The organism is Paraburkholderia acidisoli, assembly GCF_009789675.1.
GTDB classification, from domain to species: domain Bacteria; phylum Pseudomonadota; class Gammaproteobacteria; order Burkholderiales; family Burkholderiaceae; genus Paraburkholderia; species Paraburkholderia acidisoli.
On the sequence record NZ_CP046913.1, the window covers coordinates 209,326 to 227,743 of the forward strand.

Consider the following 18,418-nt stretch of genomic DNA (forward strand, 5'->3'; position numbering starts at 1 on the left):
GCGTGCCGCGCCGTGCCTTGTCACGCTTCGTTCACGGCGCGAGGCGATGATCCACGATGACAGGGCGCGCGTCCCGCGCCTTGACTTTCGCCGCTGCGCTGCCTAGATTTTGGGATGCTGCGGTGCGGCATGTCTTGTCGATGACGCGCGGTCTTGCATCGATGCTTAGCGGGTAGCTCGGCAACAGCTCGGTAGGGTTCGCGCTTCACGCGAACCCGCGCGGGCGCGCCGGACCCGGCACGCGCCGCCCACGTTTTGCCGCCGGATCACGCCCGCCGCCGCCGGCTCGCCGGCCATCGCGGCCATCGCGGCCAAGCCCGAAAAAACGGGCCGCTTCAGATTCCGCCAGGCGCGCGCCCGCCGAACGACGCGTTCGCGAGTTCGCGCTCCCTGCGCTCCCTTAAAGGAGATGTGTCTCGTGGCAGTTTCCACTTCGCAGTCGCCTTCGCCGCAGTCGTCCTCGCCGCTCCCGTCGTCGTCCCCGTTTTCGTTTCTGCCGACGTTCGACTCGGGCGCGCCGTTCTGGCCTTTCGCTTCGCTTTCGTCGCTGTCGACCTTCACGCCGTTCTGGCCTTTCGCGGCCACGCCCGACGACGCCATGACGCCCGCCACCTCGCTCACCGAACCGGCCGCCGCCGTGCATGCCGCGGTGGACGCAACCGTGGGCGCCACCGCGAACACGCTCGCGAAAGCCGCGGCCGCGCTCCAGCAGGCACCGCTCGCGCCCGCCGCCGCGCAACCGTTCTACGACTATCTGTTCGACGCCTGGCAGCGCGGCGTGCTGTTTCTCGACGTGCTGCGCGAGCGCGGCAACCAGACATGGCAGCACGAGCAGGCGGGCATGCCGCCCGTGCTCGCGTTCGAGTACGACGTGATCGCCGACGGTCGCGAACTCGAGGATCCGTGCAACTACGCGCTCCTGCGCATCAAGCCCGACGCCGGTGCCGCCACCGACCCGCGCATGCGGCCGTTCGTCGTGATCGATCCGCGCGCGGGCCACGGCCCCGGCATCGCGGGCTTCAAGATGGACAGCGAGGTGGGCATCGCGCTGCGCAAGGGTCATCCGGTCTACTTCGTCACGTTCTTCCCGGTGCCCTGCGACACGCAAACGATCGAGTCGGTCGGCAAGGCCGAAGCCGTGTTCCTGCGCCGCGTGCGCGAGTTGCATCCCGAGTCGGACGGCCTGCCGTTCGTGATCGGCAATTGCCAGGGCGGCTGGGCCGCCGCGCTGCTCGCCGCGTCCGCGCCTTCGCTGGTCGGTCCGCTGATGCTGGCCGGTTCGCCGCTCTCGTACTGGGCGGGCGTGCGCGGCAAGAACCCCATGCGCTACTCGGGCGGCATGCTCGGCGGCTCGTGGATGTCGTCGTTCGCGGCCGATCTCGGCGACGGGCGCTTCGACGGCGCGCATCTCGTGCAGAACTTCGAAAGCCTCAATCCGGCCAACACGTATTGGGGCAAGCTCTACAACCTCTATTCGCACGTCGATACCGAACGCGAGCGCTTTCTCGAATTCGAGCGCTGGTGGGGCGGCCATTTCCAGTTGAATCGCGCCGAGATCGACTGGATCGTGCAGAACCTGTTCGTGGGCAATCACCTCACGCGCAATCAGGTCTACGCGAAGCAGGCGCGCTCGCCCGTGGACCTGCGCAACATTCGCACGCCGATCATCGTGCTCGCTTCGTGGGGCGACAACATCACGCCGCCGCAGCAGGCGCTCAACTGGATTCCCGACCTCTACGCGAGCGTCGACGAAATCGTGGCGAACGAGCAGGTGATCGTGTATTGCCTGCACGACAAGGTGGGGCACCTCGGCATCTTCGTTTCGGCGAGCGTGGCAAATAAAGAGCACACCGAACTATTTTCCGCGCTCGATCTGATCGACGTACTGCCGCCCGGTCTCTACGAGGCGAAGATCAGCGACACGACGCCGCACGCCGCGCGTCTCGAGGCGCTCGAAGGGCGCTACGAGATTCACTTCGAGCGCCGCACCATCGACGACATCCTCGCGCTCGACGACGGCCGCGACGACGAGCAGCCGTTCGAGGTGGTGCGCCGGTTCGCGGAGAACAATCAGCGTCTCTACGATCTGTTCGTCTCGCCGTTCGTGCGCGCGTCGAGCAACGCGTTCACGGCGCATGCGATTCGCGAAGCCAATCCGTCGCGCGTGGAGCGCAGCGTGCTGAGCGACGCGAATCCCGCGCTCGCGCTGCTGCCCGCGGTGGCCGACGCGGTGCGCGCGCATCGCCAGCCCGCCGCGGCCGACAATCCGTTCACGCTGATGGAGAAGCAGACCTCGGCGAGCATCGAAGCCTCGTGGGACGCGTATCGCGACGCGCGCGACGCGTGGGTCGAGCGCACCTTCTACGGCGTCTACACCGCGCCGTGGGTGCAGGCGTGGGTGGGCGTCGCGCCGAACACGCCGCTCGATCCCATCGCGCCGCCGCTGATGGCGCTGCGCAAGGAACTCGCGCAGTCGCGCTTGCGCGCGGCGCGCGCGCATCTTACCCAGGGTTCGCTCGTCGACGCGTTCATGCGGATCGCCGCGTATCTCACCGACGAAATGCACACGGTGCAGTACCGGCCGTTCCAGCGCATGCGCGAACTCGCGCGCGAGTATCTCGGCGAGCGGCAACCGACCATCGCCGAGCTGAAGGAGTCGGCGCGCCGCCAGGGCGCGATCGTGCAACTCGACCCGCACGCGGCGATCGAGGCGCTGCCGCTGCTCGTGCCCGAAATGCCCACGCGCCGTGCGTTGCTCGCGGCCGTGTACCGCATCGCGACGGTGTCCGGGCCGCTCGAAGGCGAGCGCCGCGAACGCTTTCGCGACGTGCAGCGCGCGCTGGGCGTGGAGCCGGGCAGCGAGAAGACCGGCTTGCCGCCCGCCGACGGCGGCGCCGCGCCGGGTCGTGGCGTGAGCGAAAGCGAGGCGGCTGCGCAGGCCGCTGCTGCCGCCGGCGATGAAGCGGTCGCGCCGGCTCCGGGCGCGGCAAAGCATGCCGATGCCGATGCGCAGGCGCAGGCCGCGCCGCAGGCAACCGGCGAAGCGCCGGGCGCCGAGGTCGCGCCACGCGCCGCGCCGCAAGCCTCGCGTGCGTCGGGCGCAGCGGCTGCAGCGGGTGCATCGGGTGAAGCGAAGGACGCCGCTCCGCATGTCACGCCCGCCAAGGCACGCCGCGCCGCGCGTGCGGTGGCCGTGAAGGCCGAAGCCGCCGAAGCGAAGAAGGCGCCCGCCGCCGCGGCGAAAAAGGCGCCCGTCGCGGCGAAGACGCCGCGCAAGGCGCGCGCGGCCGCCGCGCCCACGCCCACGCGCGCGGCGGGCACGCCGGCCACGCGCCGCCGCTCCACGCGCGGCTCGGGCGAGTAAGCCGCCGCGCGCCGTCAGCGCTGGGCCACCGCGCCGCCGTGCCGTCATGCACGGCGGCGCGGTTTTCAGCACCTGGCTCCGGCAACCGCGTCTAGCCGCCGCGCGCCCGCCCATCGACAGAAACCGTAACGCCGCCCCCGTCCCGCCCACCGCAACGTGAGGTCCGCCATGCAAACGCTTCCCGACCGCCCGCTCGCGGGCATGCGCGCACTCGTCACCGGCGTGGCGAACGCCGAATCGATCGCTTACGGCTGCGCGCGCGCGTTCGCCGAGCTGGGCGCGGAACTCGCGCTCACGTATCTGAACGAGAAGGCCAAACCGTACGTCGAGCCGCTCGCGCACGAACTCGGCGCGAGCTTGCTGTTGCCGCTGAACGTGGAGGACGACGCGCAGCTCGACGCCGTGTTCGACGCGGTGCGCGAGCAGTGGGGCGCGCTCGATATCGTGCTGCACTCGATCGCCTACGCGCCCAAAGCCGATCTGCAAGGCGGCCTGCTCGCGTCTTCGGCGCAAGGCTTCGCCATGGCGATGGACATCTCGTGCCATTCGTTCATCCGCATGGCGCAACGCGCCGTGCCGCTCATGCCGCGCGGCGGCACGCTGTTCGCGATGAGCTACGTGGGCGCCAACCGCGTGGTGCCCAACTACAACCTGATGGGCCCGGTGAAGGCCGCGCTCGAAGCGTCGTGCCGCTATCTCGCGTACGAACTCGGGCCGCTCGGCATACGCGTGCACGCCGTTTCGCCGGGGCCGCTCAAGACGCGCGCCGCCTCCGGCTTGCCCGACTTCGACCGCATGCTCGCCGACGCCGTCGAGCGCGCGCCGCTCGGCGAGCTCGTCGACATCATGGACGTGGGCTACGCGACCGCGTACCTCGCCACGCGCTACGCGCGCCGCATGAGCGGCAACACCGTGTATATCGACGGCGGCGCGCACATCATGGCGTAGCGCGCGGTGCCCGGGGCGCGGGCATATGCATATTTCCCATCGATCTAACCGGTTTCGCCCGGCTCGCTAGAATCGTCGTTCGGCTTCCTTACGTTTTGCGCACGGCGTTCCGCGGCGCATTCGGTGAAGGCGAGCCATCACGCCTTTCAACGAAAACGGGGATCACCATGGCAGGTTTGGGACGCACGGCGCGCTGGGTCGGCGCGGGCATCATCGCCAGCATCACTTTGAGCGCGCCGGCCGCGCACGCCGAAACGTCGCTGCTCAACGTCTCGTACGACGTGACGCGCGAGCTGTACAAGGACATCGACGCGAGTTTTATCGCCGACTATCAGAAGAAGGGCGGCGAGACGGTCGCGATCAAGCAGTCGCACGGCGCCTCGAGCGCGCAGGCGCTTTCGGTGCTGCAAGGCCTGCAGGCCGACGTGGTGACGATGAACCAGCCCAACGACATCGACCTGCTCGCCGAGCGCGGCCATCTCGTGCCCGCGAACTGGCGCACGCGCTTGCCGGACGCGAGCGCGCCTTACACCACGACCATGGTGTTCCTCGTGCGCAAGGGCAACCCGAAGCACATCAAGGACTGGGACGATCTCGCGAAGCCGGGCGTGCAGGTCGTGATCGCCAACCCGAAGACTTCGGGCAACGGCCGCTACACGTACCTCGCGGCGTGGGGCTATCGCAAGTTGCAAGGCGCGAGCGACGCGCAGGCGCTCGACTTCGAGCGCGCGCTCATCAAGAACGTGCCGGTGCTCGACGCGGGCGGGCGCGGCGCGACCACGACGTTCACGCAGCGCGGCATCGGCGACGTGCTCGTCACCTTCGAAAACGAGGTGAACCTCATCGACACGGGCGCGGCCGCGAAAGATTTCGAGCCGGTGTATCCGTCGGTGAGCCTGCTGGCGGAGCCGCCCGTCACGATCGTCGACAAGGTCGTGGACAAGCGCGGCACGCGCAAGGTCGCGCAGGCGTATCTCGACTATCTGTGGTCGCCCGCGGCGCAGGAGATCATCGCCGATCACCACCTGCGCCCGCGCAACGCGCAGGTACTCGCGAAGCACGCGAACGAGTTCAAGCCCCTCAAGACCTTCACGGTCGAGCAGGTGTTCGGCAGCTGGCAGAAGGCGCAGGCCACGCATTTCGCCGATGGCGGCACGTACGACCAGATCGTCGCGGACCGCAAGTAACGCCGTACGCGCGGTTTTCCTGGCGGCACGAAAAAACGCCTCGCACATTGCGAGGCGTTTTTGCTTTTACGCCACGTGAGGCGTGGTCGCGAAACCGGCGCTTAGTACCAGCGACGATGCGCGTTCCACTCGCGGCGGCCGTACCAGCGGTGGCCGTCCCAGTAGCGGTCGCCGTGCCAGCCGATCACGACAGCCGGCGCGTAGGCCACGGGCATCGGCGGCGGCGGGGCGACATAAACCGGACGCGGCGCGACATACACGGGCGGCGGCGGCGCGACGTAGACCGGAGCCGGAATGCCGATGTTCAGGCCCACCGCGACGCCCGCCATCGCGGTTTGCGAAGCGGCGAGGATGAGTGCGCCAGCGCCCAGTGCGGCAAAGAGTTTGGTTTTCATAGGAGCCTCCTTCGGTTGGCATCGGTGGCCTGCTCTCGGCATGTCGTCCGGGTGGCAGGTGAAGATCGATGGCTTCAATGTAGCCAGGCGCGCTCGGGCTTGAGTTACCAAACTGCAACAATGTGCGCGCGATTCTTACGCGCGTGACGCGTCGATTGCCCGTGAAAGCCCTGTGCGGCGGGGCTTCCGGGCGTTTTCCGCCAGTTGGGCCGTTGCATTTCGATATCGACGTTCGAGGCGTTGTAATGATGACGGCGGCGTTCCGGCGCGCGAGCGCTCGCCACAACGAAAAAAGCCGGGCAGCAGCGCCCGGCTTTTCAATGGCGAGAAGCTCGCGCGCGCTTACTGCACCGCGACGTTGCCGAAGTTCTGGCGGCCGAACGGGCTCACCTGATAGCCGCTCACGTTGCTGCGCGTGATGGCCGAAGCCGTGGGATAGCCGAGCGGAATCCACAGCGCCTGATCGTGGATGATCTTCTGCGCCGCGTCGTAGAGCTTCGTGCGCTTCGCCTGATCGGCGGTGGCCTTGCCGTCGGCGATCAGCTTGTCGAGCTTCGGGTCGCAATAGCGCGCGAAGTTGATACCCGACTGCACCGCGTTGCAGCTAAAGAGCGGCGAGAGATAGTTGTCGGGGTCGCCGTTGTCGCCGGCCCAGCCCATGAAGAGCGTGTCGTGCTGACCTTGCTTCGCTTCCTTGATCAGCTCGCCCCACTCGATCACCTTGATCTCGGCCTTCACGCCGATCTTCGCGAAGTCGGCCTGCAGCAGCTCGGCGCCCGCGCGCGGATTCGGATTGAGCACGCTGCCGTTCGGGCGCACCCAGATCGTGGTGGCGAAGCCGTTCGGCAGGCCCGCTTCGGCGAGCAGTTGCTTCGCCTTCGCCGGGTCGTGCGGATACGCCTGGATCGATTTGTCGAAGCCCCACGTCGTGGGCGGCCACGGGTTCGAGGCGGCCGTGGCCGTGTTGTCGAACACGGTCTTGAGATACGTCGTGCGGTCGAACGCGAGGTTCAGCGCCTGGCGCACCTTGGGATTGTCGAGCGGCTTCTTCTGCGTGTTGAGCGCGACGAACGCGGTCATGAAGGCGGGCGTTTCGACCACCTTGAGCGCCTTGTTCTGCTTCGCGTCGGCCACGTCCTGCGGCTTCGGCGAGAGCGCGATCTGGCATTCGCCGGCCTTGACCTTCTGCGCGCGCACGGCGGCGTCGGGCGTGATCGCGTAGATCAGGCGGTCCACCTTGGGCTTCGGCCCCCAGTAGGACGGATTCACGTCGTAGCGGATCACCGCGTCCTTCGTGTAGCTCTTCAGCTCGAACGGGCCCGTGCCCACCGGCTTCGCGTTGAGATCGACCTGCTTGCCCGCCTTCAGCAGTTCGTCGGCGTATTCGGCCGAATAGATGGACGCGAAGCCCATCGTCAGGATCGAGAGGAAGGTGGCGTTCGGCTCGTTGAGTTCGAACTTCACCGTGTTGGCGTCGACCTTGGTCACCGACTTCACGAGCTTCACGAGACCCATGGACTGCGCGTGCGGAAAGCCGCTCGCGCCCGCCACCTTGTGCCACGGGTTGTTCTCGTCGAGCATGCGCGCGAAGGTGAACACCACGTCGTCGGCATTGAGCGTGCGCGTGGGCTTGAACCACTCGGTGGTCTGAAACTGCACGTTCGGGCGCAGATGGAACGTGTAGGTGAGGCCGTCGGGGCTCACGTCCCACTTCTGCGCGAGCGCGGGCACGACCTTCTTCTGCGCTTCGTCGTAGGACACGAGCGAGTTGAAGATGACGTCGGCCGAGGCATTGGTCGTGACGAGCGAGTTGAACTGCACGACGTCGAAGCCGTCCGGGCTCGACTCGGTGCAGATCGTTAGCGGTTTCGCGAGCGCGGCGGCGGACGCGAAGGCGCACGCGGCGCCGAGCGCGGTCGCGAGCACCAGGGCGGACCAACTCGTGGACGAGCGCGCGGGCGCGTTGAGCGGGGTGAAGCGCATGGGATCTCCGTGGTTCTTCGGTGACGGGCGGCGCCTCCGCGTGTTGCGTGTGGAGCGTGAGATGCCGAAGCGGCGGTGAGGCCTCGAGAGGCGCCCGGGTCAGGCAAGCTTACTGAAGGGAAATTGCCGGGACAACCATTTATTCCACATACCGATATCGCGCGGGCTCCGCGCGAGCGGCTTCGAGCGGCGCAATCGGCGTAATCGGCGTGAGCGGAGCAATCGGGCAACGCGGAAAGCCGGGCGCATCAGCAAAGCGCATGCCCTCGCGCACGCGCTGCCGTCAGCGTTCGCTCAAAGCTCGGCCGAGCGCGGTTTGCGCGGTGCCTTCTCGAACGCGCGGTCGTAGAGCCAGCGCGGCAGCGCGCGCAGCAGCATGGCGACCACGCGCATCGGCCACGGAAACACGGCAAACGACGCGCCGCGCGCGATGGCGTCGGCGGTCTTCGCGGCGAAGCGGTCCGCGTCCATGAGAAAGGGCATGCGGTAGGGGTTCTTCGCCGTCATGGGCGTGCGGATATAGCCCGGCGCGATGGTCACGACGGGCACGCCGAAGGGCCGCATCTCCACACGCAGCGCTTCGAGATAGGCGAGCGCCGCGGCCTTCGAGGCGCTGTACGCGCCCGAGCCCGGCAAGCCGCGCACGCCCGCCACGCTGGCGATGCCGCAGAGCGTGCCGCGCCGCGCCTTCGCCATGGCCGAGGCGAACGGTTCGAAGCTCGCGACCATGCCGAAGTAATTGGTGTCCATCACGTCGCGGAAGGTGGCGAGGTCGCCTTCGCCGGTGAGCGCGCCGCGGCTCACGCCCGCGTTGGCGATCACGACGTCGGGCAGGCCGTGCTTCGCGATGAAGTCGCGCGCGGCGGCGGCGAGCGCCTCGGCGTCGCGCACGTCGGCGGGATAGATGTCGATCGTGCGATCGGGGTGGGCTTGCCGGAAGCCGGCGAGGGCCTCGGCGCGGCGCGCGACGAGCCCGAGCACGGCGCCGCGCCGCGCGTATTCGGCGGCGAGCGCCGCGCCGATACCGCTCGACGCGCCGGTGATGAAGACCTTCAGCGGCGCGCCGCTCATTACATTTTCTTCGCGCGGATCTGCGAGACGATGAAGTCCATCACCTGCGCCGTGGCGGGCAGCGCGTGCTGCTCGTCCATCTGCATCATGGCCGGGCCGGTTTCGTACTTGCCCTGGATCGCGATGGTCGGCACGCCGTCGATCTTGTACGAATCGAGCAGCGCCTTGTCGCGTTGCAGCGCGCTTTGCGTCGAGAACGAGTTATAGGCGTCCATGTACTTCTTCGCGTCCACGCCCTGGGTGGCGAGGAACTTGGCCTGGTCCTCCGGCGTGAGCAGATAGTTCTTGTTCACGTGGATTTCGTGGAACACGACCGGCGTGAGCTTCTGCGAGAGGCCGAGCGCGTCGAGCGCGTAGTACATCTTCGAATGCGGGATGAAATCGTCACGGAAGGCCACCGGCACGCGCTTGAACACGACGTCCGGGCCTTGCTTCTTGATCCACGCTTCGAGCGTCGGGTCGAAGGCGTTGCAGTGCGGGCAGCCGTACCAGAAGAATTCGATGACTTCGATCTTGCCCGCGGGCACGTCGAGCGGCTGCGGCGTCTTGAGGACCGTGTATTCCTTGCCCGCGACCGGTGCGGTGGGCGAGGCGTGCGCGGCGCCGGCAGCGAGGGAGAGCGAGACGAGAAGCGTACCGAGAAGGCGTTTCATGGTGTTGGGTTTCCCACTGGACAGGACCGGCCGGTCTGGCGTCGCAGGCCGGTCTTGCATCGCTGGCCGGGCAGCGCGCGCGCTGGCGGAAAGGCACGATGCGTGTTGACGAAAAACCGTGCCGCGCGAACGCGTTCGTCGGTTCCGGGCGCCGCCCCGGGGGCGAGGCGGCGGGCAACGGAGGACGGATGCGAGGCGCGCGGCGTGGAGTGCGGTTACTGCTTCGTGAAGCGGATGACGGCCGTGTCGATACCGGCGTCGGACAGGCGCTGACGCGTCGAGTTCATGTCGTCGAATTTCGAGAACGGCCCGATGCGCACGCGGAAGTACGTGACGCCGCCGGCGTCGCGCTGCGTGACCTTCGACTCGAAGCCCTGGAACGCGAGGCGCGCGCGCTGCTGCTCGGCGTCGCCCGAGGTCTTGTACGCGCCCACCTGCAGGAAGTAGCCCGTGTTGGCGTCGCCGGCCGTGGCGGCGGCGTTGCTGCCCGGCGCAGCCTTGGCGGGCGGCGGCGTGGGCACCGCGTTGGCGGGCTTCTGCGGTTGGTTGCCCGCGAGGATCTGCGCCGGGTTGGTCGCCGCGGGCGCCTGCGGCTTCTTCACGATGGCCGTGCCGCTCGTCACGGTGTCGCCCGTGGCGGGCTTCGGTGCGACCGCGACGCCGTTGCCGTTGTCGGCCGAACCCGACGGCGGCACTTCGACGATCTGCGGCTCGTCGAGCATGCCCGACGACTGCGACTGATTGGTGGTCTGGCCCGGCGCCGTGTTGGGCGGCGTGCTCTGCGCGGCTTGCGGCACCGGCTGGCCCGGCGACTTGCCCTGCAGCGCGCGGTTCGGATCGTACTGGCCGTTCTGGCTCGCGTCCGAAGCGGCCGGCGGCGCGACCTTGGCGACGAACGGCGTGGGCGCGCGCGTGATGTAGAGCGCCACGACCACCGCGATCGCAAGGCCGACGATCAGGCCCAGCACGATGCCGAGAAAGGTTCCCCCGGTCTGTTTCGACTGCTGTTTTGTAGTGCGGCGCGGTTTTGCCATCGTCTGAATCACCTGCAAACAAGAGAATCCGGAATGGCCGCGCGCGCGTGGCGAGCGGCCCCAAAACAGGGTGCGGCGGTGGTGTGCCGGGCGCGGCGCGCGCTCGCCTCGTGCGAGTGCGCCGCGCCCGGTCTTGCGTGTGTTACATGCGTTCCGGCGCGGACACGCCGATCACCGCAAGACCGTTCGCGAGCACGCGGCGCGTGGCCGCGAGCAGGGCGACGCGCGCGTCGCGTTCGCGGGCGTCGTCCACGAGAACGCGTTCGGCATTGTAGAACGAGTGAAACTCAGCCGCGAGTTCGCGCAGATAGAACGCGACCGCGTGCGGCGCGAGTTCGCTCGCCGCGTGCGTGAGCATGTCGGGGTATTCGGCGAGCTTGGCGACCAGCGCGAGCGCGCGTTCGCTCGACAGCGGCGCGAGGTCGACGGCGGGCAGCGCGGCGAGATCGCCGCCGAACTTGCCTTGCCAGTCGCCGAGAATCGACGAGATGCGGGCGTGCGCGTACTGCACGTAGTACACCGGGTTTTCGTCGTTCTGCTTGAGCGCGAGGTCGATGTCGAACACGAACTCCGTGTCGGCCTTGCGCGAGATGAGGAAGAAGCGCACGGCGTCGCGGCCGCGGCGAATCGTGGCTTCGTCGATCTGGTCCGGCGCGGTCTCGTGACCGGGGGCGAGGCCGCCCGACCATTCGATCAGGTCGCGCACCGTCACGTAGCTGCCCGCGCGCTTGGAGATCTTCACCTCCTGGCCGTCGCGCATGACGGTGACCATCTTGTGCAGCACGTAGTCGGGATAGCCCTTCGGAATGCCGACGCCGAGCGCCTGCAGGCCGGCGCGCACGCGCGCGATGGTGCCGTGGTGGTCCGAGCCCTGCACGTTGATGACCTTGGTGAAGCCGCGCTCCCACTTGGTGACGTGATAGGCGACGTCGGGCAGGAAGTACGTGTAGGTGCCGTCGGACTTGCGCATCACGCGGTCTTTATCGTCGCCGTAGTCGGTGGTCTTCAGCCACAGCGCGCCGTCCTGCTCGTAGGTTTGGCCCGATGCCACCAGCGCCTCGACCGTCTTCACGACGCGGCCCTCGGTGTACAGCGACGACTCCAGGTAGTAGCGGTCGAACTTCACGCCGAACGCCTGCAGGTCGAGATCCTGCTCGTGGCGCAGATACGCCACGGCGAAGCGGCGGATCGCTTCGAGGTTTTCCGGGTCCTGCGCGCCTTGCACGGGTTCGCCGTCTTTCGCGGCGACGGTCGCGCCGGCGAGGTAGTCGCGCGCGATGTCGGCGATGTACTCGCCGTTGTAGGCGGCTTCGGGCCATTCGGCGTCGCCGGGCTTGAAGCCGCGCGCGCGCGCCTGGGTCGACACCGCGAGATTGGCGATCTGCACGCCCGCGTCGTTGTAGTAGAACTCGCGGTGCACGCCGTAGCCTTGCGAGGCGAGCACGTTGGAGATGGCGTCGCCGAGCGCGGCCTGGCGGCCGTGGCCCACGTGCAGCGGGCCGGTCGGGTTGGCCGAGACGAACTCGACCAGCACCTGCTTGCCGGCTTCGCGCTGCGAGCGGCCGAATGCCTCGCCTTCGGCGAACACGGCGCCGATCACGGCGCGCTTCGCGGCCGCGCTCAGGCGCAGGTTGATGAAGCCGGGACCGGCCACTTCGGCGCCGTCGATCAGGCCGGCGGCTTCGGGCTGGGCGAGCGCCGCGTCGACGATCTGCTGGGCGAGCTGGCGCGGATTCGCGCGCAGGGGCTTGGCGAGCTGCATCGCCACGTTACAGGCGACGTCGCCGTGCGCGGCGACCTTCGGACGCTCGAGCGTGATCGCGGGCACGACGAATGCGGCTTCGCTCGCGCCTTCGGTGGCTTTGGCCACCTGAGTCACGGCTTGCGCGAGCAGGGTCTCCAGGGTGTGTTTCTGTGCGGGCAACATGCTGATTGCAGGTCCTGTGCGGGTAATAAGATGCGGCGCGGGCCGCCAACTACGGCGAGGGCGCGGTCGTGCGAGCGTTCCTGCAGCGCGCCGCCGGGTGAGCGGCGGCCAGACGCGTGCGATAAGCCGCGCGGCAAGCGGTGAGGCGGCTGTCGGGCGGCACGAAGGGGCACCGGAACCGGTCCGATCGAGCCGCCGCGGGGCCGCCGCGCCCTGCGGGTAAATCCGTCCAGACGGATTTTAGCAGGTGCTAATATGTGGAATGAGATGCCCGGCAGGGGCCGCCCTGGCCTCGCACGGCTCGCGAGCGGCCCTGACGCCGGGCGAGAGCCTAAAAAACCATAAAGGGAACAGACATGCTGGTTACTTTCAAATGTCACGCTGCGCCGGACGTCACGATGCTGGAGAACCTCGCGCAGTATCTTCTCGGCATCATCGGCAAGCGGCTCGGCGAGCGCGGCGTGATCACGCACGATGAGCTCGACACGGCCATCACCAAGCTGGAAGCCGCCATCGCCACCGACAAAAAAGACCGCGCCGAACACGAAGGCCACTTCCACGAAGGCGAGGAAGGCCACGAGCATCACGAAATGCCGGTCGGCCTCGCGCAGCGCGCGTTTCCGTTCCTCGACATGCTGCGCGCGGCGCAGAAGGAACAGAACGACATCGTCTGGGGAATCTGAGGGTTTTGCTCCGCGGCCTCGCGCCCGGGTCCGGGAAGTTTTCCGGGCACTGAAATGTAAAGAGCCCGCCGATGCGGGCTCTTTGTTTTGGTGCGTTCGAGCGAGGCGAACCTGCGCTTATTCGCGTGCGCTCACTCGCTCGCCGCCGCGGTCGAAGCCGCCGCTTTCTTCATCTTCTTTTTCTTCGGCTTCTTCACGTGCTTTTCGGTGGGCGGCGAATACGTGGTCGCCGGGCTGGCCTGCTGGGGCGCGGCGGGCTGCTGCGCGAACGTGGGCTGGGCGAGCGCCGCGACGCCGCAGGCGGTCAACATCAACATCAGCTTTTTCATACGATTTTCTCCGTCGTGGTTGCTTGAATGTGCTGCGAATGTGCTTTTAAGGATTTGCTGATGATCGTGCGAAACGTCGTGAAGCGAGGTCTTGCCGGGGCATCTTACAAAGCCGAAAAATGACGTGCGCGTAATATTCACCCTGCGCGTTCGCGTATGTCGGGCGGGCGCAACAGCGCGCCGTGCCGGGCGCAGGCCGCGCGCCAATGAAAACGCAAGCGTAAGCGCGAGTGCCAAGCGCAAGTGCCAGGCGCAAAAGAAACGGGGCGCCGCAAGCGCCCCGTCGTGTTTCCTGGCGAAGAAAACCGCCGCGTTATAGCTGCGGCGCCAGCGCGCGGCGCGCGTCTTCGTCGGAGAGCGCCATGCGGCGCGCGTAGTCGGCGAGCTGATCCTGGCCGATCTTGCCCACCGAGAAGTACGTGCTGTCCGGGTGCGCGAGATAGAAGCCCGAGACGCTCGCGGCCGGCAGCATGGCCAGCGACTCCGTCACGCTCATGCCGATCTCGTTCGCCTGCAGCACCTCGAACATGTCGCGCTTCACGAGGTGATCCGGGCACGCGGGGTAGCCCGGCGCCGGACGGATGCCCGCGTACTTCTCGTCGATAAGCGCCTCGTTGTCGAGCGTTTCGCCCGCCGCGTAGCCCCACAGATCGCGGCGCACGCGCGCGTGCATCGACTCGGCGAAGGCTTCCGCGAAGCGGTCGGCGAGCGCCTTGAGCATGATCGCGCTGTAGTCGTCGTGATCCTTCTCGAACTGCGCTTCCTTCACGTCCACACCAATGCCCGCCGTGACCGCGAACATGCCGATATAGTCGGCCACGCCCGAGCTTTTCGGCGCGATGAAGTCGGCGAGCGAGCGGTTCGGGCGCATCACGCCGTCCACCACCGGCCGCACCGTCTGCTGGCGCAGATTGCGCCACGTGAGCGCCACTTCGCTGCGCGATTCGTCGGTGTAGATCTCGATGTCGTCGTCGTTCACGGTGTTCGCGGGCAACAGCGCGATCACGCCGTTGGCCTGCAGCCAGCGGCCCTGAATCAAGCGCGAGAGCATCGACTTCGCGTCCGAAAACACCTTGCGCGCCGACTCGCCCACGATCTCGTCGTTGAGAATGGCCGGGTACGGGCCGGCCAGATCCCACGTCTGGAAGAACGGACCCCAGTCGATATAGTTCGCGAGTTCGTTGAGATCGAAGTTCTTGAACACGCGGCGGCCGATGAACTTCGGCTTCACCGGCGTGTAGCTCGCCCAGTCGACCTTCGTCTTGTTCGCGCGCGCCTCTTCCAGCGTCACGAGCGGCGTGGCCTTGCGGTTGGCGTGCTGGTCGCGAATGCGCTCGTAGTCGGTCTTGAGTTCGTCGATGTACTTCGTCGCGCCTTCGTCCGAGAGCAGGCTGGACGCCACGGAAACCGAGCGCGACGCGTCGGGCACGTACACCACCGGGCCTTCGTAGTGCGGCGCGATCTTCACGGCCGTGTGCACGCGCGAGGTGGTCGCGCCGCCGATCAGCAGCGGAATCTTCTTGATGCGGAAGTAGTCGTCGCGCTGCATTTCGCTCGCGACGTAGGCCATTTCCTCGAGCGACGGCGTGATGAGTCCCGAGAGCCCGACGATGTCCGCGCCTTCGACCTTCGCCTTGGCGAGAATCTCGTTGCACGGGACCATCACGCCCATGTTGACCACTTCGAAGTTGTTGCACTGGAGCACGACCGACACGATGTTCTTGCCGATGTCGTGCACGTCGCCCTTCACGGTGGCGATGACGATCTTGCCCTTCGCGCGCACGTCGCCGCCCGCTTCCGCGAGCAGGCGCTTTTCTTCCTCGATGAACGGAATCAGATGCGCCACGGCCTGCTTCATCACGCGCGCCGACTTCACCACCTGCGGCAGGAACATCTTGCCCTGACCGAACAGGTCGCCGACCACGTTCATGCCGTCCATGAGCGGGCCTTCGATCACGTTGATCGGCCGGCCGCCGTCGCCCATGATCTTCGCGCGCGCTTCTTCGGTGTCGTCGACGATGAAGTTCGTGATGCCGTGCACGAGCGCGTGCGCGAGACGCTTCTCGACCGGCTGGTTGCGCCACTCGAGGTTCTCTTCCTTCTTCGCCGCGCCGGTCTTGAACTTGTCGGCGATCTCGAGCAGACGGTCGGTGCCGTCCTCGCGGCGGTTCAGCACCACGTCTTCCACGCGCTCGCGCAGCTCGGCGTCGAGATCGGCATACACGCCCAGCTGGCCCGCGTTCACGATGCCCATGTCCATGCCCGCCTGAATGGCGTGGTAGAGGAACACGGTGTGAATCGCCTCGCGCACCGGGTCGTTGCCGCGGAACGAGAACGACACGTTCGAGACGCCGCCGCTGATCTTCGCGTGCGGCAGGTTCTGCTTGATCCAGCGCGTGGCGTTGATGAAGTCCACGGCGTAGTTGTTGTGCTCCTCGATCCCCGTGGCCACCGCGAAGATGTTCGGGTCGAAGATGATGTCTTCGGGCGGGAAGCCCACTTCGTTCACGAGGATGTCGTAGGAGCGCTTGCAGATCTCGGTCTTGCGCTGGAACGTGTCGGCCTGGCCTTGCTCGTCGAACGCCATCACCACGCTCGCCGCGCCGTAGCGGCGAATCAGCTTCGCGTGATGCACGAACTGCTCGCGGCCTTCCTTGAGCGAGATCGAGTTGACGATGGCCTTGCCCTGCACGCATTGCAGGCCCGCTTCGATCACGTCCCACTTCGACGAGTCGATCATGATCGGCACGCGCGCGATGTCGGGCTCGGACGCGATCAGGTTCATGAAGCGCACCATGGCCGCCTTCGAGTCGAGCATGGCTTCGTCCATGTTCACGTCGATCACCTGCGCGCCGTTCTCGACCTGCTGGCGCGCGACCGCGAGCGCTTCGTCGAACTGGCCGTTCAGGATCATGCGCGCGAAGGCCTTCGAGCCGGTCACGTTGGTCCGCTCGCCGACGTTGATGAAGAGCGTGCCCTCGGTCACGTTGAAGGGTTCGAGGCCGGAGAGGCGCAGGGTATGGTCAGTCATGGCGTGGGACCGGAGCGAGAGTTTGTCTTGAGAGCCTGGCGGCGAACGGTGCTGGCGAGGCGATTCGGGTGGCGAAAAGCGCGGCGAAAAATGTGGCGAAAAGCGCGGCAGTCAGCGCGACGATCGCCGCGCCGGCCGCCGCGCTCAGGCCGCGTCGCGATACTGGCCCGGCCAGCGGCGCGGCTTGATTTCGGCGAGCGCTTTGGCGATGGCCGCGATGTGCTCCGGCGTCGTGCCGCAGCAACCGCCCGCCACGTTCACGAGACCGGCCGAGGCGAATTCCTTGAGCAGCGCCGACGTATCCGCCGGCGTTTCGTCGAAGCCCGTGTCGCTCATGGGATTCGGCAGGCCCGCGTTCGGGTAGCACGAAACGTAGGTGTCGCAGAGCTTCGCGAGTTCGGCGATATACGGGCGCATGAGCGCCGCGCCGAGCGCGCAGTTCAAGCCGAAGGTGAGCGGCTTCGCGTGACGCAGCGAATTCCAGAACGCTTCCACGGTTTGACCCGAGAGAATGCGGCCCGAGGCGTCGGTCACGGTGCCCGAGATCATGATCGGCAGATTTTCGCCGGTGTCTTCGAACAGCTGGTCGAGCGCGAACAGCGCGGCCTTGGCGTTGAGCGTGTCGAAGATCGTTTCCACGAGGAAGAGGTCGCAGCCGCCGTCCATGAGCGCCTTGGCCTGCTCGTAGTAAGCGCGGCGCAGTTCCTCGAAGGTCACGTTGCGCGCGCCCGGATCGTTCACGTCGGGCGAGATGCTCGCGGTTTTCGGCGTCGGTCCGATCGCGCCCGCGACGAAGCGCGGCTTGTCGGGCGTCGAATACTTGTCGCACGCGGCGCGCGCGAGTTTCGCCGATTCGACGTTCATCTCGATCGCCAGATCGCCCATGCCGTAGTCGTCCTGGGCGACCGTGGTCGCGCCGAACGTGTTGGTCTCGATGATGTCCGAGCCCGCCGCGAGATATTGCTCGTGAATCTCGCTGATGATCTGCGGCTGCGTGAGCGAGAGCAGTTCGTTGTTGCCCTTGATATCGCGCGCGTAGTCCTTGAAGCGCTCGCCGCGGTAGGCGGCTTCGTCGAGCTTGTAGCGCTGGATCATCGTGCCCATCGCGCCGTCGAGGATGACGATGCGCGCGGCGAGCTGCGCGACGAGCGCGGCGCCGCGCGTGTAGTGGGCAGTTTTAACGGACTGGTTCATGGATCGCGGGCGTGACGAGCGCCGGGTGAACGGGGAAACCCGTCATTGTAGCCGCAGCCGGGGCGGCCCGCTGCGCGCTTGGGCCCCCGTGCAACGCCCCTGGTCGGGCGCGCCGGGCCGCAATCGGGGCGCGTACCTGCGAGTTTCCCATCGGGATTGGACGCCGGGCTCGGGCGACCGGCGCGGGCGACAGGCTTAGGCCACGCGCCATCGCCGCAAAAACAAAGGCCCCGCCCGGCGAACCGGACGGGGCCTGGACCCACCTGCGACGAGAGGGCCGCGCGAGTGCCGCGCGCGAGGCCTTCGGGCGGGCGTGTCAGTGAAGCACGACGGGTTGCTGCATGAGGCTGTCGAACTGCCCGAGGAATTCATCCACCTCGTCGAGCGACTGGTCCTCATCCATCAACTTCTGCACGTCTTCGCGAAAACGTGCCGCCATCATGCCGTCGATAAATAGCTCGCGACGCGAGTTCTTGTCGACGATCTCATAGCCGCCGGAACTCATGGCGACATGGCCATCCTGCGGCGGAAATTCGACTACGCAATAGTTCGGACTGTTGTAGATCATCTGCATGGCGACACTCCTTTTTCCTATGCTCCCTGACTGCTTGAATCGATA

The 18,418-nt window shown here is 67.2% G+C and carries 14 protein-coding genes; 4 read left to right on the forward strand and 10 right to left on the reverse strand.

What is annotated here, in order from left to right:
• Positions 1-418: 418 nt before the first annotated feature.
• The 3 genes from FAZ98_RS00885 (at position 419) to FAZ98_RS00895 (ending at position 5,499) form a co-directional block, all read left to right on the forward strand.
• On the forward strand, positions 419-3,364 hold the full coding sequence (locus FAZ98_RS00885; protein WP_233272634.1) for a DUF3141 domain-containing protein: 2,946 nt from the start codon (positions 419-421) through the stop codon (positions 3,362-3,364).
• 168 nt (positions 3,365-3,532) lie between these two features.
• Positions 3,533-4,312 (forward strand): enoyl-ACP reductase FabI, encoded by a 780-nt coding sequence (fabI, locus tag FAZ98_RS00890; protein WP_158947885.1) that lies wholly within the window; start codon positions 3,533-3,535, stop codon positions 4,310-4,312.
• A 167-nt stretch (positions 4,313-4,479) separates the two neighbouring features.
• A complete protein-coding gene (locus tag FAZ98_RS00895) occupies positions 4,480-5,499 on the forward strand; it encodes a sulfate ABC transporter substrate-binding protein (protein ID WP_158947887.1) in 1,020 nt (339 codons plus the stop codon).
• 101 nt (positions 5,500-5,600) lie between these two features.
• Here FAZ98_RS00895 and FAZ98_RS00900 read toward each other — a convergent pair whose 3' ends face one another.
• From FAZ98_RS00900 to argS, 6 genes are all read right to left on the reverse strand, one after another.
• Positions 5,601-5,894 carry a hypothetical protein gene (locus tag FAZ98_RS00900; protein ID WP_158947889.1) on the reverse strand — a complete coding sequence of 98 codons (294 nt, stop codon included), beginning with the start codon at positions 5,892-5,894 and terminating at the stop codon, positions 5,601-5,603.
• Between the two features lie 342 nt (positions 5,895-6,236).
• Positions 6,237-7,877, reverse strand: a complete 1,641-nt coding sequence (locus FAZ98_RS00905) for an ABC transporter substrate-binding protein (protein WP_158947891.1) — start codon at positions 7,875-7,877, stop codon at positions 6,237-6,239.
• A gap of 294 nt (positions 7,878-8,171) precedes the next feature.
• The gene (locus FAZ98_RS00910; RefSeq protein ID WP_158947893.1) at positions 8,172-8,948 is read right to left on the reverse strand and encodes an SDR family oxidoreductase; all 777 of its coding nucleotides are present in this window, start codon (positions 8,946-8,948) and stop codon (positions 8,172-8,174) included.
• A complete protein-coding gene (locus FAZ98_RS00915) occupies positions 8,948-9,601 on the reverse strand; it encodes a thiol:disulfide interchange protein DsbA/DsbL (protein ID WP_158947895.1) in 654 nt (217 codons plus the stop codon). The genes FAZ98_RS00910 and FAZ98_RS00915 overlap by 1 nt, the downstream gene beginning before the upstream one ends.
• 215 nt (positions 9,602-9,816) lie before the next feature.
• Positions 9,817-10,635 carry an SPOR domain-containing protein gene (locus FAZ98_RS00920; protein ID WP_158947897.1) on the reverse strand — a complete coding sequence of 273 codons (819 nt, stop codon included), beginning with the start codon at positions 10,633-10,635 and terminating at the stop codon, positions 9,817-9,819.
• A gap of 142 nt (positions 10,636-10,777) precedes the next feature.
• Entirely contained in the window at positions 10,778-12,562 is a 1,785-nt protein-coding gene (argS, locus tag FAZ98_RS00925; RefSeq protein WP_158947899.1) for an arginine--tRNA ligase, read from the reverse strand.
• 356 nt (positions 12,563-12,918) lie between these two features.
• Here argS and FAZ98_RS00930 point away from each other — a divergent pair, with 356 nt between their 5' ends.
• Entirely contained in the window at positions 12,919-13,245 is a 327-nt protein-coding gene (locus FAZ98_RS00930; RefSeq protein WP_158947901.1) for a DUF1840 domain-containing protein, read from the forward strand.
• A 131-nt stretch (positions 13,246-13,376) separates the two neighbouring features.
• On the opposite strand, the gene FAZ98_RS00935 is transcribed toward FAZ98_RS00930, so the two are convergent.
• From FAZ98_RS00935 to FAZ98_RS00950, 4 genes are all read right to left on the reverse strand, one after another.
• Positions 13,377-13,574, reverse strand: a complete 198-nt coding sequence (locus tag FAZ98_RS00935; protein WP_158947903.1) for an acid-shock protein — start codon at positions 13,572-13,574, stop codon at positions 13,377-13,379.
• A gap of 313 nt (positions 13,575-13,887) precedes the next feature.
• Positions 13,888-16,605 (reverse strand): methionine synthase, encoded by a 2,718-nt coding sequence (gene metH / locus FAZ98_RS00940; protein WP_158947905.1) that lies wholly within the window; start codon positions 16,603-16,605, stop codon positions 13,888-13,890.
• Between the two features lie 144 nt (positions 16,606-16,749).
• Positions 16,750-17,799 (reverse strand): homocysteine S-methyltransferase family protein, encoded by a 1,050-nt coding sequence (locus tag FAZ98_RS00945; protein ID WP_158947907.1) that lies wholly within the window; start codon positions 17,797-17,799, stop codon positions 16,750-16,752.
• Between the two features lie 316 nt (positions 17,800-18,115).
• A complete protein-coding gene (locus FAZ98_RS00950) occupies positions 18,116-18,373 on the reverse strand; it encodes a BTH_I0359 family protein (RefSeq protein WP_158947909.1) in 258 nt (85 codons plus the stop codon).
• Positions 18,374-18,418 lie beyond the last annotated feature (45 nt).